Source organism: Devosia aquimaris (genome assembly GCF_020169335.1).
Taxonomy (GTDB): domain Bacteria; phylum Pseudomonadota; class Alphaproteobacteria; order Rhizobiales; family Devosiaceae; genus Devosia; species Devosia aquimaris.
The window spans coordinates 1,282,699-1,299,440 of sequence record NZ_JAIEZN010000001.1 but is presented as its reverse complement, the minus strand read 5'-3'; the positions used below and the strand labels follow the sequence as shown (position 1 = coordinate 1,299,440).

Sequence of the window (16,742 nt, the reverse complement as noted above, 5' to 3'; positions counted from 1 at the left end):
TGCGCAAGGGCTGCCCGGCACCATGACCCTGAGAAATCAAGTGCTGATCTGGATCGCGTTCCTCGTGGTCATGATCGTGCTGCTTTGGCTGTTCCGCGGCATCCTGCTGCCCTTCGTGGTGGGCGCGGCCCTGGCCTATCTGCTCAATCCGCTCGTCAACCAGTTGCAGCGCTGGCATTTCAACCGGGGATGGGCCACGGCGGTGGTCCTGCTGGCGGTGATCACCATCTTTGTGGGCGTGTTCCTGATGTTCCTGCCGCTGGTGGGGCAGCAGATCATCGGCCTGATCCAGCGCCTGCCGGGTTATGTGACCTCGCTGCAGGGGCTGGTGACCGAATGGTCGCCACAAATCAACGAATGGCTGGGGCCGGAGCGCGCCGCGCAGTTCCAGACCTCGATTACCGAGCTGACGCGCCAGGCGCTGGGCTTTATCGCCACGTTGCCGGCCGAGCTGGTCAATATCGGCTATACGGGCGCTGCCGTGATCGGCGTCACGCTTGTGACCCCGGTGGTCGCCTTTTACCTGCTGCTCGACTGGGAGGGCATGGTGCGGGGCCTGCAGGGCCTGCTGCCACGCGACCACAAGCACGAGATCAACCGTATTCTCAGCGACATCGACAAATCCATGGCCGGGGTGATCCGCGGGCAGGGCGGTGTGCTGGTGATCGACGCGATCTTCTATGCCACCGCGCTCAGCCTCATCGGGCTCAACTTCGGTCTCGCCGTCGGGCTGATCAGCGGGCTGCTGAGCTTTGTGCCCTTCGTGGGCTTTGCCTTTGGTTTCTCGCTGTCGATCGGCATTGCCATCGTGCAGTTCTGGCCCAACTACTGGATGGTGGTGGCTGTCGCGGCGATCTTTCTGGGCTGGCAGTTCATCGAGGGCAATGTGCTCTATCCCAAGCTGGTGGGATCGAGCATCAACATCAATCCGGTGTGGCTGATGTTTGCGCTGCTGGCGTTCGGGGCGTTGTTCGGCTTTGTCGGCCTGTTGCTGGCCGTGCCGCTGGCCGCCATCGTGGGCGTGCTGGTGCGCTATGGCATCGGCAAGTACAAGGCGAGCACGCTCTATCTGGGCATCAATGGCGAGGTGCCCGCCCTCACCGATGCAAGCACTGCCAATGACCCTGCCGGCACGCCCTGAACCGGGCGATACAGCGCGACAGCTGGCGCTGGACCTGCAGCATACGCCCGCACAGGGGGAAGCCGACTTCCTGGTGGGCGACGGCAACCGGCTGGCGCATGCGCGCATCATGGCGTTTCCGCACTGGTCCGAGCCGCTGACCCTGCTGCTGGGCCCCGCTAAGGCAGGGAAATCGCATCTGTCGCGCATCTTTGCAGACCGCGCCGGAGCGGCCTACGCCGGGATCGATGCCTTGGAAACGCTGGCCATGGCCGGCGGGAACCAGCCGCTGATCGTGGAGGATGCGGACCGCCTGGGCTATGACGAGACCGGGCTGTTCCACCTGCTCAACCAATCCCTGCGTGATCGCCGGCCGATCCTGCTGACCGCGCGGGAAGAGGTTGCGCAATGGCCGCTGTCGACACAGGATGTGGTGTCGCGCGTGCGGCGCGCCACGGCCTTTACCCTGGAGATGACGGACGACATCCAATTGTCACAGATGTTCGTGAAGTTGTTCGGCGACCGTCAGGTCGCCGTGGACCCCAAGATCATCGCCTATCTGGTGGCGCGCATGGAGCGCTCGTCGGAAGAGGCCGTGCTGCTCGCCGACCTTATGGACCGGCTGGCGCTGGAGAAGGGGACCGCCGTGACCCGCAGCATTGCTGCACAGGCCCTTGATCGTCGCCGACGCGACCGCGGGGAGACGGACGACGAACAGGAGTGGGATAGTCAAGACGATGAATGACATGAGCGAGTTCTCCGAAGGCGACGCAGCGGTTCCCGATACCGAAGCCCTGCGCGCGAGCCCAGCGCGGTTCGTCAACCGCGAGGTGAGCTGGCTGCAGTTCAACATGCGCGTTCTGGAAGAGGCGGGAAACGCCAACCATCCGCTGCTGGAGCGCCTCCGTTTCGTCTCGATCTCGGCGAACAATCTCGATGAGTTCTTCATGGTGCGCGTGGCCGGGCTCAAGGGCCAGTTGCGCGCCGGCATGACCAAGCAGAGCGCTGACGGTCTCAGCCCGGCCGAACAGTTGGACGAGATAGCGACCCTGGCCCAGCATCTGCAGCTTGAACAGCAGGATCACTGGCAGGACCTGCGCGAGGAGCTGTTTGCGCAGAATGTGGTGATCCATGAGCAGGATGATCTGACGCCGGACCAGGTGAACTACCTGCAGAAGCTGTTCCGCGAGGAAATCTTCCCGGTGCTGACGCCAATCGCCGTGGACCCGGCGCATCCCTTCCCCTTCATTCCCAATCTGGGCCTGGCGCTGGCCTTTGAGCTCAAGCGGCCGGACTCGGACCTGCACCTGACCGCGCTGGTGCGCATTCCGGGCAATCTCGATCGCTTCATCCACCTGCCGAGCTCGCTGGTGTCAGAGGGGCGCAGCGAGGTGGTGACCATCGATACGCTGGTCAAGCTGTTCTTCCACAAGATGTTTCCCGGCCACGAAGTGGTCGGCTCGGGCGCCTTCCGCGTGATCCGCGACAGCGAAATCGAAATCGACGACGAAGCGGCCGACCTGGTGGTGGAGTTTGAAAGTGCCTTGCGGCAGCGGCGGCGCGGCCAGGTGATCCGTCTCGAGATCGAGAGCTCCATGCCGCGCGCCCTCAAGCGGCAGATCGGTGAACAGCTCGGCGTCAAGGAGTCGGAAGTCTTCGAGGTGCATGGCTTCCTCGGGCTGGCGGACGCCAGCAAGGTCTGCGAAGTCGACCGCCCGGACCTCAAGTTCACGCCCTATCATGCCCGGTTCCCAGAGCGGATTCGCGACTACAATGGCGACAGCTTCGCCGCCATTCGCGCCAAGGACATCCTGGTGCACCACCCGTTCGAGAGCTTTGACGTGGTGGCGCAGTTCTTGATGCAGGCGGCACGCGACCCCGACGTCGTGGCCATCAAGCAGACGCTCTATCGCACGTCGGCCGATAGCCCGATCATCAAGGCGCTGGTGCTGGCGGCGGAGGCCGGCAAGTCGGTGACCTGCCTGGTCGAGCTCAAGGCGCGCTTCGACGAAGAGGCCAATATCCGCTGGGCGCGCGACCTGGAACGGGCCGGTGCGCAGGTGGTGTTCGGCTTCATCGAGCTCAAGACCCATGCCAAGCTCAGCCAGGTGGTGCGGCGCGAAAAGGGCAAGCTGGTCAGCTACTGCCATATCGGCACGGGCAATTATCACCCGATCACCGCCAAGATTTATACCGACCTGAGCTATTTCACGATCGATCCGGCGATCACGCGCGACGTGGCGCGGGTGTTCAACTTCATCACCGGTTATGCACGACCGACCGAGCTCGAAACCATCGCGGTCTCGCCAGTGAACCTGCGGCAGACGCTGATCGACGATATTGCCCGCGAGGTGGAATTTGCCCGCAACGGGCAGCCGGCCAGCATCCTGCTCAAGATGAACTCGCTGGTCGATCCGCTGATCATCGATGCGCTCTATGACGCCAGCCAGGCGGGCGTGAAGGTGGATCTGATCGTGCGGGGCATCTGCTGCCTGCGCCCCGGCATCCCCGGCTTCTCGGACAATATTCGGGTGAAGTCGGTCGTCGGCCGGTTCCTCGAGCACAGCCGCATCTATTGCTTTGGCAATGGCGAGGCCATGCCCAACCGACGCGCCAAGGTCTATATTTCCTCAGCCGACCTGATGGGCCGGAACCTGGACGGCCGCGTCGAGGTGATGGTGCCCATTCTCAACAACACCGTGCATAAGCAGATCCTGGATCGGATTCTGGTTGCCTATCTGCGTGACAACCAGCAGAGCTGGGAAGTGTTGCCGGACGGCAGCTCACACCGTATCCGCGCGGCGGAGGGCGAAGAGCCCTTCAACGCGCATGACTACTTCATGACCAATCCCTCGCTGTCCGGTCGCGGCAGCGCCGGGTTGGTCGAAGCGGACGAGGGCTAGGGTTGAATAAATTCTGGGGCGTCGATGCCGATCCGACGGCGCAGGGCCGCATCAAGGGCGCCAAGCCCGTGGCCGTGCTTGATATCGGGTCCAACTCGGTGCGTCTGGTGGTCTATGAGCGGCATGCCCGCGCGCTGACCCCGCTCTACAACGAAAAATCCGCCTGCGCCCTCGGGCGCGGCGTGGGGCAGACGGGCCGGCTGGCTGACGCCAACGTGGCCCAGGCACTCAACGCCATCAAGCGATTTGCCCTGGTGTGCCGCATGATGCGGGTGGGCAAGGTATTCGTGCTGGCAACGTCGGCCGTGCGCGATGCCGCCAACCGCGAAGAATTCGTCGGCGCCGTGGAATCGGTGATGGGCAGCAAGGTGCAGGTGCTCACCGGCGAGCAGGAAGCGCACTACGCCGCGCTGGGCGCCGTGGCGGGCATATTGGGCTTTTCCGGCTTCGTCGGAGACCTCGGCGGCGGCAGCCTCGAGCTCTCGCGGATCACCAATGGCGCCGACACCGACGGATGTTCGTTCGAGCTGGGCGTCATCCGCCTGCAGGACGATAGCGGCGGTTCTGCCGAACGGGCCGCGGCCATGGTGCGCGAACGGCTGGCGGGAACCTCGCTCAAGGACCTGGCCAAGGGCGCATCATTTGCCGCCATCGGTGGCACCTGGCGTTCGCTGGCGAAAATCCACCAGGTGATGACGAAATACCCGCTGCACATGGTGCAGCACTATGTGGTGCCTGCAGAGGACATGATCGCCTTCTGCAACGAAATCGTCGCGGCGGGCTCGCTCAAATCCTACCCGGGTTCGGCTCATGCCAGCTCGTCTCGTCGCGAATTGGTGCCGTTCGGCGCGGCGGTGATGGCCGAGGTGCTCAAGGCCGGGCAATTCAGGGATGTGGTGTTCTCGGCACTCGGGGTGCGCGAGGGCTATCTCTACGGCATGCTGGATGCGCGCGAGCAATCCATCGATCCGCTGATCCAGGGGGCCGAGGAGCTTTCGGTGTTGCGGTCGCGCTCCCCGGCACATGCCGGCGACCTGATCGGCTTTACCAGCCAGTTTCTCGAAGCCAGCGGCATCGCGGAGAGCGATGAGCAGGGTCGGCTGCGGCTGGTGGCGTGCCTGCTGTCGGATATCGGCTGGCGGGCGCATCCGGACTATCGCGGCGCGCAGAGCGTGGATTCGATCGCCTATGGCTCGCTCAGCGGCATCGACCATCCCGCCCGCACCTTCCTGGCGCAGACCATTGCCATTCGCTACGACGGGCTCAAGAGCAAGACGGCGGCAGCGCTGGTTGACCTGGGCACACCGGCGCAGACCGAGCGGGCGCGGCTGCTGGGGGCGCTGTTCCGCGTCGCCTATCCGATGACGGCGGCCATGCCGGGAATCCTGCCACGCATCCGCTTCGAGCTGGATGGCGGCACGATCAAGCTGGTGCTGCCGGCCGATCTCACCTTTCTCAATGGTGAGCATCTGCAGAATCGCTTCGACAGCCTGGCTGGCGTGGCCGGCTTCAAATCCGCCGAAATCGTAGTGGCCTAGCGCAAACCCCAGGGTATGCCCGGCAACCCCGAGGGGGTGCCCGGAGCCGCCTATTCGGCGGCTTCGGGTAGCTTGACCTCGAACTGCACGATGCCCTTGCGGGTGGCGGCCAGGCCAATGCGCCCGTGCTTGATGGCCAGGGCCTTGTCGCCGAACAGCTTGCGCCGCCAGCCATGCAGGGCCGGCACGTCGGCTTCGTCATCCAGCACCAGGGCATCGATGTCGTCGGAGGTGGCCAGGATCCGGGCGGCGACGCCATGTTCCTCGGCGACGGACTTCAACAGAACGCGGATCAGGTCACCCACGGCACCCTTTGGCGATGGGCCGCGGTACCGCTCGGGCATGGAGGGCAGTTCTGCCTTGGTGAGGCTCTCGACCTGCTTGAGCAGGCCGATGATCTCGGCGGCGGCACTGCTGCGGCCAAAACCGCGCGGCACGGCCCGCAGCTTTTCGAAGGCATCGGGGGTCAGCGGGCGCTGCACGGCCAGTTCGGACAGCACATCATCCTTGATGATGCGGCTGCGGGGCTGGTCGGTGTCCTGCGCGCGCTGTTCGCGCCAGGCAGCCAGCGCCTTGAGGGCGGCCAGGTCGCGCGGGCGATTGATCTTCATCTTGAGCCGTTCCCAGGCCTTGTCGGGCTGGACGATGTAGGTGTCGATGCTGCGCAGGACGGTCAGCTCGTCTTCCACCCAATCGCCGCGACGGGTCGCGGCAACCTGCTTGCGCAGTTCGCGATAGATGTCGCGCAGATGGGTCACGTCGGCGATGGCGTAGAGGCGCTGCTTCTCGGTGAGCGGGCGCGCCGACCAGTCGGTGAAGCGGCTGGACTTGTCGAGTTCGACGCCGGTAATCGAGCGCACCAGATTGTCGTAGGACACGCTGTCGCCGAAGCCGCAGACGCTGGCGGCAATCTGGGTGTCGAAGATATTGGCCGGCACCTTGCCCGTGGCCTTGACGAAAATCTCGATGTCCTGCCGGGCGGCGTGGAACACCTTGACCACGTCGGGATTGGCCAGGAGGTCGTAGAAGGGGGTGAGATCAAAGCCGGGGACCAGCGGATCGATCAGCACGGCCTCGTCGTCGGTGGCGACCTGGATCAGACAGAGCTTGGGCCAATAGGTGGTCTCCCGCAGGAATTCCGTATCCACCGTGACAAAATCGAATTTGGCCGCGCGTTCGCAGAATTGGGCGAGCACGTCTGTGGAAACGATGAGGTCCATGCGTCTGTCCGTCTCAAAATAGTCACGATTGTTCCTAGCAGGTGCGTTCGGTGCACTCCAGAACGGATTTCCCTGTATTGTATATGGCTTAGCCGCTGGCGCGCGCCGATCGGGTCCCGTGCCGGCTTCACCTTGACAATCTTGGCCTCGCGTGCGCTTTTCCGGCCCAAGATTCCGGCCTTTTTTCAGAGCTTTTGACATGACCGAACATCGCTACCGCTCGCACACCTGCGGGGCACTGACCGCCAAGGAGGCCGGCCAGACCGTCCGCCTGAGCGGGTGGGTTCATCGTATCCGTGACCATGGCGGGCTGCTGTTTATCGATCTGCGCGACCATTACGGCCTCACCCAGGTGGTGGTCGATCCCGATTCGCCGGCCTTTTCGGCGGTGGAGAAGGTGCGCTCGGAATGGGTGATCCGCATCGATGGCGAGGTGAAGCTGCGCGACGCCGCTGCCGTGAACCCGAACCTGAGCACCGGTGCCATTGAGGTGTTCATCCGCGAGATCGAAGTGCTGTCGGCGGCCAAGGAATTGCCGCTGCCGGTGTTCGGCGACCAGGAATATCCCGAGGACGTGCGCCTGACCTATCGCTTCGTCGACCTGCGCCGCGAAAAGCTGCATGCCAATATCGTCAAGCGGACCAAGATCATCGGCGCAATGCGCCAGCGCATGGGCGAGGCCGGCTTTGCCGAATACTCCACCCCGATCCTGACGGCGTCTTCGCCGGAAGGCGCGCGCGACTTCCTGGTGCCGAGCCGTATTCATCCCGGCAAGTTCTTCGCGCTGCCGCAGGCGCCGCAGCAGTACAAGCAGCTGCTGATGGTGGCTGGCTTTGACCGCTATTTCCAGATCGCGCCGTGTTTCCGCGACGAAGACCCGCGTGCCGATCGCCTGCCGGGCGAGTTCTACCAGCTTGACCTGGAAATGAGCTTTGTGACGCAGGAAGACATCTGGAACACGATGACGCCAATCATCACCGGCATCTTCGAGCAGTTCGCCGATGGCAAGCGCGTAACCAAGGAGTGGCCGCGCATTCCCTATGACACGGCCATCCGCAAGTATGGCTCGGACAAGCCGGACCTGCGCAACCCCATCGAGATGCAGGCCGTGACCGAGCATTTTGCCGGTTCGGGCTTCAAGGTGTTTGCCAGCCAGATCGAGGCCGATGCCAAGGTGGAAGTCTGGGCGATTCCGGCCAAGAACAAGGCCGGCGCCGAGCCGATCGGTCGCGCGTTCTGCGACCGCATGAACGCCTGGGCGCAGGGCGAGGGCCAGCCGGGCCTGGGCTATATCTTCTTCAAGGACGGGCAGGGCAGTGGCCCCATCGCCAAGAACATCGGCGAGGAGCGTACGGCGGCCCTCAAGGCCCAGCTGGGCCTCGATGACGGCGACGCCGTGTTCTTTGTCTGCGGTCGCCCCGAGAAGTTCTACAAGTTCGCCGGCGAGGCTCGCACCAAGGCCGGTACCGATCTCGGCCTGGTGGACACTGAGCAGTTTGCCCTGTGCTGGATCGTGGACTTTCCGTTCTACGAGTGGAGCGAAGAGGAAAAGCGCGTGGACTTTGCGCACAACCCCTTCTCCATGCCGCAGGGCGGGATCGACGCGCTCAACAGCCAGGACCCGCTGACCATCAAGGCCTATCAGTATGATGCGGTCTGCAATGGCTATGAGATCGCTTCCGGCTCGATCCGTAACCAGCTGCCCGACACCATGGTCAAGGCGTTCGAGCTGACCGGCAAGAGCCGCGCCGAGGTCGAGGAGCAGTTCGGTGGTCTCTACCGCGCGTTCCAGTATGGCGCCCCGCCGCATGGCGGCGCCGCATTCGGCGTGGATCGCATCGTGATGCTGCTGTGTGGCGTGCAGAACCTGCGCGAGATCACGGCCTTCCCGATGAACCAGCAGGCCGAAGACCTGCTGATGGGCGCGCCCAGCCCGGCTTCGGCCAAGCAGCTGCGCGAGCTCAGCATCCGGCTGAACGTGCAGGACAAATAGTCCGCCTCCAGGCGGGTCAAGGACTTCTACACAAGGCGGTCACCTCATCGGTGGCCGCCTTTTCCTTTGGCCGGGGGAGTGGTTTATGAGGGTTAACCAGCATTAATGATCCGTTAAATGCTGATTGATACCGATAGGTGTGTTGTCGCCCATTCGGATTCGCAAAGTTGAAGTCCCGATACTCCCATATCCTGATGCTGCTCGGCGCCATCCTGGCGTTCGTGCCGATCTTGAGTGTGGACTTTTTGCTCGATGCCTATGTGCGCATGCGAGAGAAAATCGATGCTTCTCAATATGTAGCGGCGATTTCTTCACAGATTGATGCTGCATCGACCGACGCCATGTCGTCGCTGCGCCAGGTCCTGGCGGATAGTCCGTCGCTGTGTACGCCGACCTTTGTGGCCAATGTCCAGGTGGCCATCGAATCCAGTCTCAATATGAAGCAGGTGCTCGTTGAGAATGCCGATGGCGTCCAGTATTGCGACGCTTTCGGGCGGACGGTGCAATATTCGCCACTGTCTGAGAGCCTGCCGGTTCCGGGCCGGACGGAATCGCTGACGGTCGTGAAATATGCAGACATGACCATGCCGGTGCTCAAGCTGACGCAGGCGTTTGGCGAAACGCGGCGCGTGTCGGCCTTCCTGCCGGTGATGAGCCAGAACACGGCGACGATGGAGCAGGGGCTTGATGCCGGTGCCATGGTGAGGGTGAGCCTGACCAATGGGACGCCGATCCTGACCCTGGGTGACCCGGGCGCCTTTGACCGGCGCGAAATCGACGCCGATTTCATTTCTGCAGACAGCTTTGCCGGTGCCCTCCCGGTCAAGGTTGAGTACGCGGTGCCCTTTGCCATCGTGCGGGCGGGCTTCGCCGATCTGGATGTGAGCTTCACCATCGTGGCGTGCCTGATGAGCGCCGCCTTCCTGGTGCTGGCGCTGCACTATGTGCGGCGCTCGCGGGTGCCGGCGTTCGATCTGGAACGCGCCATCGCCCGTGGCGAGATCAAGCCCTATTATCAGCCGGTGATCAATCTGCGCACCGGCGCGCTGGTCGGCTGCGAAGTGCTGGCCCGCTGGGAAAAGAAGAACGGCAAGATCGTGCCGCCCGGCGCCTTCATCGACTATGCGGAAGTGACGGGCCTGGCCATTCCGATGACGCTGTCGATGATGCAGCAGGTCAAGGCCGATCTGGGCGACCTGTGCACGATGATGCCGGACATGAAGGTGGCCATCAATCTGTTCGAGGGGCATTTCCGCGACGACAGCATCGTGGAAGACGTCCAGGCCATCTTCGGCAATTCCGCCATCTCCTATCGCCAGCTGGTGTTCGAGATCACCGAGCGGCACCCCGTGGGCAATTCGGCCGTGGCCAACAGTGTCATCGCCGGGTTGCATGCCCTTGGCTCGCGCCTGGCCATGGACGATGCCGGTACCGGCCACTCCAACCTGGCCTATCTCGGCACGCTGGGCATCGACATCATCAAGATCGACCGCATCTTCGTGGACATGATCAAGCCCGAGACCACTCAGGTGCCGGTGCTGGACGGGCTGATCGCTATGGCCAAGGACCTCGATTGCGAGATCGTGGCCGAAGGGGTCGAGACCGAAGCACAGGCCATCTATCTGCGTGCCCGCGGCGTGCTGCAGGCCCAGGGCTACATCTTCGCCCCCGCGCTCAAGGTCGATGCCTTCCGTGAACTGGCCGTCGCGCTGCATGCCACGCAGGCCCCGCGCCAGCGAATTGAGGCCGTGGTGGCGAGCGCCGCGTGAGCATTGCGACTTTAGTTGCAAGCCCCCGGGGGATTTGACCCTTTTCATTGCCCGGAAATGGTGGCACGAACGCGGTCCCGTACGTGAAATGCACAGTGTTGAGTGCAGCCGGGAGAGGAGGCTGAAGTGTCCAGCGACATCAACGAACAGCGGAAGGCCCTGCGCGAAGCGGCGCTGCATTTCCACGAGTTCCCCAAGCCCGGCAAGCTCGAGATCCAGCCGACCAAGCCGCTCGGCAATCAGCGCGACCTGGCGCTGGCCTATTCGCCGGGCGTTGCTGCGCCCTGTGAGGAAATCGCTGCCAATCCGGACGCCGTAGCCCGCTATACCTCGCGCCAGAACCTGGTTGCTGTGATCTCCAATGGCACCGCCGTGCTGGGCCTGGGCAATATCGGCGCCCTGGCCTCCAAGCCGGTGATGGAGGGCAAGGCCGTCCTGTTCAAGAAGTTCGCGGGCATCGATGTGTTCGATCTGGAGATCGACGAGATCAATCCGCAGAAGTTCATCGATGCCGTGGCGCCACTGTGGCCGACCTTTGGCGGCATCAACCTGGAAGACATCCGGGCTCCGGACTGTTTCGAGATCGAGGAAGCGCTGCGCGAGCGCATGCCCATTCCGGTGTTCCACGACGACCAGCACGGCACGGCGATCATCGTGGGTGCCGCTGTTCTCAATGGGCTGGAACTCAAGGGCAAGCGCATCGAGGACGTCAAGATCTGTGCGTCGGGGGCAGGGGCCGCAGCCATTGCCTGCCTCAACGTGCTGGTGGCACTTGGCGCGAAACACGAAAACATCTGGGTGGCCGACAAGGATGGCCTGGTCACGCACAAGCGCAATGACGTCAACGACAAATGGCGCGGCCAGTTCCGCCGCGAAAGCGACGCGACCACGCTGGCCGAGGTGATCGAGGGCGCCGATATTTTCCTGGGCCTGTCTGCAGCCGGCGCTCTGAAGCCGGAAATGCTGACCAAGATGGCGCCCAAGCCGCTGATCCTGGCGCTGGCCAACCCCAATCCCGAAATCATGCCGGAGGTGGCCAAGGCCACCCGCCCGGACGCCATGGTGTGCACGGGCCGGTCGGACTTCCCCAACCAGGTCAACAACGTGCTTTGCTTCCCCTTCATCTTCCGGGGCGCGCTCGACGTGGGCGCGACCACGATCAACGAAGAGATGAAGCTGGCGGCCGTGCGGGCCATTGCCAAGCTGGCGCATGAGCCAGGGCTGGAAGTGTCGCCCTCGGGCGCGCCGGCGGTCTATGGGCCCGACCACATCATTCCCAATCCGTTTGACCAGCGGCTGATCCTGCGCATTGCACCGGCCGTGGCGCGCGCCGCCATGGAATCAGGCGTCGCCAAGAACCCGATCACCGACTGGGCGGCCTATCTCGATAGCCTCAACCGCTTCGTCTTCCGCTCTGGCCTGGTCATGAAGCCGATCATCGATCGGGCGCAGGGGCAGAACAAGCGCATCGCCTTTGCCGATGGCGAGGACGAACGCGTTCTGCGCGCCACCCAGGTGCTGCTGGAAGAAAAGATCGCGCGGCCAATCCTCATCGGCCGCCCGTCGGTGATCGAATCGCGCATCGAGCGCTTCGGCCTGAGCCTGACGCCGGGCCGGGACTTCGAGGTGATCAATCCGGACGATGATCCGCGCTACCGCGACTATGTCAGCCTGTTCCACTCGCTGGTGGGCCGCGACGGCGTGACGCCCGATACCGCCCGGCAGGTGGTGCGCACCAATACCACGGTCATCGGCGCCCTGGCCGTCAAGCGCGGCGAGGCCGATGCGCTGATCTGCGGCTTGCAGGGTCGCTTCATCAAGCATGTACGCGACATCCGCTCGATCATCGGGCTTCAGGATGGCGTCACGGACGTGTCGGCGCTGTCGATGCTGATCATGCCGCGCGGCGCCTTCTTCCTGGCCGACACCTATGTGAACATCGACCCGACACCCGACGAGATCGTGGGCATCACGCTCAAGGCGCGCGACAGCCTCAAGCGCTTCAATATCGAGGCCAAGGTGGCGCTGCTGAGCTATTCCAACCTCGGCTCGCGCGATGGCGACAGCGCCTACAAAATGCGCGAGGTCTACAAGCGGCTCAAGTCGGTGGCGCCCGAGATGATCGTCGAAGGCGAAATGCAGGGCGATCTGGCGCTCAACCAGATGCTGCGCGAGCGCTATGTGCCCGACTCGCCGCTGAGCGGGGAAGCCAATCTGTTGATTTTCCCGAATCTGGACGCGGCGAACCTGTCGATGACGCTGCTCAAGGAAATGAACAATGCCCTTTCGGTGGGGCCGATCCTGATGGGGCCGCGGGCACCAGCGCATATCCTTGCGCCCTCCACGACCAGCCGCGGTATCGTCAACATGGCGGCCATTGCCGCCGCCGAGGCCGTGGGCAGCGAAGGCTGATCGTCGGGTCATTTCTGCACAGATTACGCATGCGCGGTCCCGCTTTCCGCGCATGTGCCGGGCGGTTCATGTCGGGCTTTTCAACGCCCCCAGAAATAAGTGCGCCTGCGGATTTTTTCATTGCAATCAGACCTGGCCAGGCGCTTAAGATTCTGACGGAGTGGTCCGAGTTGATGTGCTGCAGTGGACAGGCTGATCAAAGAACTGAGTGTACGCTTCGATCCAAGGCCTCGCCTGGATTGGCTCACCGGGCTGCGGCTGCCCATCATCGTGCTGCTGGCCATCGCCAGCTGGCTGGTGTTCATCGCCATCGGTGTGGGACTGTTCCTGCTGGTCCGGCAATTTCTGTAGCGATGACAGCGTGATCGAACAGGCGGCGCCAGCCGGGATCGCAACGCCGCGTTAAGCAGTGCAATGGCATAGTTGGCTATCCTAATCCGGTTGCTCCATGCCCACCCGTCTCAAACGACCTGCGCTCTGGCGTCCCCTGGCTCTGACCGTTGCCCTGCTGGGTTTCCAGGGCTATCTGGGCTTTTCCGCCATCGGTGGACAGTTTGGCATCGAGAGTCGGACGCAGATCATGCTGGATATCGACCAGCTCAAGGCCAAGTCGGCGGCGCTGCAGGCCGAGATCGATGCCTATCGCCACCGTGCGACGCTGATGGACCCGCGGCGGCTCGATCCGGATATCGTCACCGAGCGTGCCAGGGCGCTGCTCAACATGGCCAATGCCGACGACATGCTGGTCATGGTCGATCCGAGTACCGGTCAACCACTTTCCGGTAAATTCAACGAATTAGCCGCAGATCAGTTAAACGCAATTATCGCTGCAGATTCAATTCTCTAGCGCGTATTTTGCGCTGAGCTGTGGCATTGCTTTGCTGCGTTTGCTTGCGCTATAGTGTCGATATGTGGCCATGTTGGCACTAGCGGCAATTCCATTCCGATGCGGAGCGTTCTCTATGGCGCGTAAGGCTGTGGCCACCAAGGCCAAGACGCAATCCAATATCCCCCAGTTCAGCCCTGAGCAGGAGCTCGAAGCCTATCGCGAAATGCTGCTGATCCGGCGTTTCGAAGAAAAGGCTGGCCAGATGTATGGCATGGGCCTGATCGGCGGCTTCTGCCACCTCTATATCGGCCAGGAAGCGGTGGTGACGGGTGTCACCATGGCCTCCGAGAAGGGCAAGGATGCCCAGATCACCGGCTATCGTGACCACGGCCACATGCTGGTGATGGGCCTGGATCCCAAGGGTGTGATGGCCGAGCTGACCGGTCGCCAGGGCGGGCTCAGCCGCGGCAAGGGCGGCTCGATGCACATGTTCTCCAATGAACACCGCTTCTATGGCGGCAACGGCATCGTGGGTGCGCAGGTTTCGCTGGGCACCGGGCTAGCCTTCGCTTCGAAGTACAAGGGCGACGGCTCGGTGAGCCTGGCCTATTTCGGCGACGGCGCGGCCAACCAGGGCCAGGTCTACGAGAGCTTCAACATGGCCAAGCTGTGGAAGCTGCCGGTCGTGTTCATCATCGAAAACAACAAATATGCCATGGGCACCTCGATCGAGCGCGCTGCCGCGACGACCGATTTCTCCATGCGCGGTGCCTCGTTCGATATTCCGGGCGAGCAGGTCGACGGCATGGACGTGCGCATGGTCTATGATGCTGCCCAGCGCGCCATCGAGCATGCCCGCTCGGGCAAGGGCCCCTATATCCTCGAGATGCTGACCTATCGCTATCGCGGCCACTCGATGTCCGACCCGGCGAAGTATCGCTCCAAGGACGAAGTGACCAAGTATCGCCAGGAGCGCGACCCGATCGAGCAGGTCAAGGCGCGGCTGCTGGAATCGGGTGCCCAGAGCGAGGAATCGCTCAAGGCGATCGAGAACGAGATCCGGGCCATCGTCACCGAGGCGGCTGACTTTGCCACCAATGATGCCGAGCCCGATCCCAAAGAGCTCTGGACCGACATCACCATCAGCGCCTGAGGGGCCTGTCCATGACCGTGCTGCTGGGCGTGATTGCCGTCTTTGCCATCCTGTCGCTGGTCGTCGCGATCACGCAGGCGCGGGCGGTCATCCGACTGGCGCCGGCCAGTGCCGAAGTCGGTCCGTTCATGGTGCTGGGCTGGTGGAAGTTCGCCAAGCTCGATGCCAAGGCCGGACCGGCGGCGGCGACAAACCTGCAGATCTACAAGCGCGCCACGATTGCCTTTGTGGTGCTGGTGCTGCTGGGCGTGATGCTCAGCGGCTGGATGGTCAGCCAGAGCGAGGGCGAGCAGCCCGTCGCAAGCCTGGATGGCGTCATCCTCATGCCACTGGCCGATGCCAACAAGATTGCCTTCAATACTGACCTTCGCCGCGTGGCCAGCATGCCCGGCGCTACACTTCTGGAGAGCTGATATGCCCCAAATCCTGATGCCCGCGCTGTCGCCCACGATGGAAGAGGGCAAGCTGAGCAAATGGCTGGTCAAGGTCGGGGACACCGTGTCGCCCGGCGATGTGCTGGCCGAGATCGAGACCGACAAGGCCACCATGGAAGTGGAATCGGTCGATAGCGGCGTGGTCAAGGAAATCCTGGTCGAGGAAGGCACCGAGGGGGTGAAGGTCAACACACCCATCGCCCTGGTGCTGGCCGAAGGCGAAAGCGCCGGCGAGAGCAAGCCGCAGCCGGCTGAAGCCAGCGAGAGCGCGGCGCCTGCTGCTGCTGCCAGCGCGCCCGCCGAGGCCAAGGCGCCGGCGGCTGCCGAGGCGCCCAAGTTTGTCGCGCAGGACGATCCGGACCTGCCTGAGGGCGTCGAAATGGTCGAGATGACCGTGCGCCAGGCGCTGAACGAGGCCATGGCCGAGGAACTGCGCCGCGACAAGGACGTCTTCGTGATGGGCGAGGAGGTTGCCGAATATCAGGGCGCCTACAAGATCACCCAGAACCTGCTGCAGGAATTCGGCCCCGAGCGCATCATTGATACGCCGATCACCGAGCATGGCTTTGCCGGCCTGGCCGTTGGCGCGGCCTTTGCCGGCCTCAAGCCGATCGTGGAGTTCATGACATGGAACTTTGCCATGCAGGCGATCGACCAGATCATCAACTCGGCGGCCAAGCAGCTCTATATGTCCGGTGGCCAGGTTACGGCGCCCATGGTGTTCCGCGGCCCCAATGGCGCGGCCGCCCGCGTGGGTGCCCAGCACAGCCAGGACTATTCGGCATGGTACAGCCATGTGCCGGGCCTGACCGTCATCGCGCCCTATAGCGCAGCCGACGCCAAGGGCCTGCTCAAGGCTGCCATCCGCTCGCCCAATCCGGTTGTGTTCCTCGAGAACGAAATTCTCTATGGCTCGACCGGCCTTGTTCCCAAGGTGGACGATTTCGTGCTGCCGATCGGCAAGGCGCGCATTGCGCGCAAGGGCGCTGATGTCACCATCGTGTCGTTCTCGATGGGTATGCGCTACGCCACCCAGGCTACCGAGAAGCTGGTTGCTGCCGGCGTTGACGTGGAACTGATCGACCTGCGTACGCTGCGCCCGCTCGACAGCGACACCGTGATCGCCTCGGTCAAGAAGACCGGGCGCCTGGTGACGGTGGAAGAGGGCTGGCCGCAGGGCGGCATCGGTTCGGAACTGTCCGCCCGCGTGATGGAACAGGCCTTCGACTATCTCGATGCGCCGGTGATGCGCGTGACCGGCAAGGATGTGCCCATGCCCTATGCCGCCAACCTTGAAAAGCTGGCGCTGCCCAACGTTGATGAAGTGATCGCGGCGGTCAATGCCGTGACCTATCGCTCGTAAGGAGAACC

Annotated in this window: 13 protein-coding genes; 12 read left to right on the top strand and 1 reads right to left on the bottom strand. The window is 63.3% G+C overall.

Annotated features, from left to right (window positions below; genetic code table 11):
* The first annotated feature begins 40 nt into the window (after positions 1-40).
* From K1177_RS06230 to K1177_RS06215, 4 genes are read left to right on the top strand one after another with little or no spacing between them, the layout of a single operon-like run.
* Positions 41-1,141: an AI-2E family transporter gene (locus K1177_RS06230; RefSeq protein ID WP_224702441.1), complete on the top strand. Its 1,101-nt coding sequence runs from the start codon at positions 41-43 to the stop codon at positions 1,139-1,141.
* Positions 1,119-1,865 (top strand): P-loop NTPase family protein, encoded by a 747-nt coding sequence (locus K1177_RS06225; protein WP_224702440.1) that lies wholly within the window; start codon positions 1,119-1,121, stop codon positions 1,863-1,865. The genes K1177_RS06230 and K1177_RS06225 overlap by 23 nt, the downstream gene beginning before the upstream one ends.
* A complete protein-coding gene (locus tag K1177_RS06220) occupies positions 1,858-4,023 on the top strand; it encodes an RNA degradosome polyphosphate kinase (RefSeq protein ID WP_396119578.1) in 2,166 nt (721 codons plus the stop codon). The genes K1177_RS06225 and K1177_RS06220 overlap by 8 nt, the downstream gene beginning before the upstream one ends.
* 2 nt (positions 4,024-4,025) lie before the next feature.
* Entirely contained in the window at positions 4,026-5,561 is a 1,536-nt protein-coding gene (locus K1177_RS06215; RefSeq protein ID WP_224702438.1) for a Ppx/GppA phosphatase family protein, read from the top strand.
* A gap of 50 nt (positions 5,562-5,611) precedes the next feature.
* Here the strand turns inward: K1177_RS06215 and rnd are convergent, their stop codons facing one another.
* On the bottom strand, positions 5,612-6,781 hold the full coding sequence (gene rnd, locus K1177_RS06210; protein ID WP_224702437.1) for a ribonuclease D: 1,170 nt from the start codon (positions 6,779-6,781) through the stop codon (positions 5,612-5,614).
* Positions 6,782-6,980: 199 nt separating this feature from the next.
* On the opposite strand from rnd, the gene aspS reads away from it, so the two are divergent.
* The 8 genes from aspS to K1177_RS06170 all read left to right on the top strand — a co-directional run bounded on the left by aspS (position 6,981) and on the right by K1177_RS06170 (position 16,734).
* Positions 6,981-8,774, top strand: coding sequence for an aspartate--tRNA ligase (gene aspS, locus K1177_RS06205; protein WP_224702436.1), 1,794 nt, complete (start codon positions 6,981-6,983; stop codon positions 8,772-8,774).
* A gap of 167 nt (positions 8,775-8,941) precedes the next feature.
* Positions 8,942-10,543, top strand: coding sequence for an EAL domain-containing protein (locus K1177_RS06200; protein ID WP_224702435.1), 1,602 nt, complete (start codon positions 8,942-8,944; stop codon positions 10,541-10,543).
* Positions 10,544-10,669: 126 nt separating this feature from the next.
* A complete protein-coding gene (locus K1177_RS06195) occupies positions 10,670-12,955 on the top strand; it encodes an NADP-dependent malic enzyme (protein WP_318153276.1) in 2,286 nt (761 codons plus the stop codon).
* A 183-nt stretch (positions 12,956-13,138) separates the two neighbouring features.
* Positions 13,139-13,306, top strand: a complete 168-nt coding sequence (locus tag K1177_RS06190; RefSeq protein WP_224702434.1) for a hypothetical protein — start codon at positions 13,139-13,141, stop codon at positions 13,304-13,306.
* A gap of 97 nt (positions 13,307-13,403) precedes the next feature.
* On the top strand, positions 13,404-13,802 hold the full coding sequence (locus tag K1177_RS06185) for an FtsB family cell division protein (protein WP_224702433.1): 399 nt from the start codon (positions 13,404-13,406) through the stop codon (positions 13,800-13,802).
* Positions 13,803-13,917: 115 nt separating this feature from the next.
* Complete coding sequence (gene pdhA, locus K1177_RS06180; protein WP_224702432.1) at positions 13,918-14,937, top strand: pyruvate dehydrogenase (acetyl-transferring) E1 component subunit alpha; 1,020 nt, start codon at positions 13,918-13,920, stop codon at positions 14,935-14,937.
* Between the two features lie 11 nt (positions 14,938-14,948).
* The gene (locus K1177_RS06175; RefSeq protein ID WP_224702431.1) at positions 14,949-15,350 is read left to right on the top strand and encodes a hypothetical protein; all 402 of its coding nucleotides are present in this window, start codon (positions 14,949-14,951) and stop codon (positions 15,348-15,350) included.
* Position 15,351: 1 nt separating this feature from the next.
* Positions 15,352-16,734 (top strand): pyruvate dehydrogenase complex E1 component subunit beta, encoded by a 1,383-nt coding sequence (locus K1177_RS06170; RefSeq protein WP_224702430.1) that lies wholly within the window; start codon positions 15,352-15,354, stop codon positions 16,732-16,734.
* Positions 16,735-16,742 lie beyond the last annotated feature (8 nt).

Coding starts and splice junctions, on each gene's coding strand:
- K1177_RS06175 (WP_224702431.1), top strand. CDS start 14,949: ATGACCGTGCTGCTGGGCGTGATTGCCGTCTTTGCCATCCTGTCGCTG.
- K1177_RS06170 (WP_224702430.1), top strand. CDS start 15,352: ATGCCCCAAATCCTGATGCCCGCGCTGTCGCCCACGATGGAAGAGGGC.
- aspS (WP_224702436.1), top strand. CDS start 6,981: ATGACCGAACATCGCTACCGCTCGCACACCTGCGGGGCACTGACCGCC.
- rnd (WP_224702437.1), bottom strand. CDS start 6,781: ATGGACCTCATCGTTTCCACAGACGTGCTCGCCCAATTCTGCGAACGC.
- K1177_RS06225 (WP_224702440.1), top strand. CDS start 1,119: ATGACCCTGCCGGCACGCCCTGAACCGGGCGATACAGCGCGACAGCTG.
- K1177_RS06220 (WP_396119578.1), top strand. CDS start 1,858: ATGAATGACATGAGCGAGTTCTCCGAAGGCGACGCAGCGGTTCCCGAT.
- K1177_RS06185 (WP_224702433.1), top strand. CDS start 13,404: ATGCCCACCCGTCTCAAACGACCTGCGCTCTGGCGTCCCCTGGCTCTG.
- pdhA (WP_224702432.1), top strand. CDS start 13,918: ATGGCGCGTAAGGCTGTGGCCACCAAGGCCAAGACGCAATCCAATATC.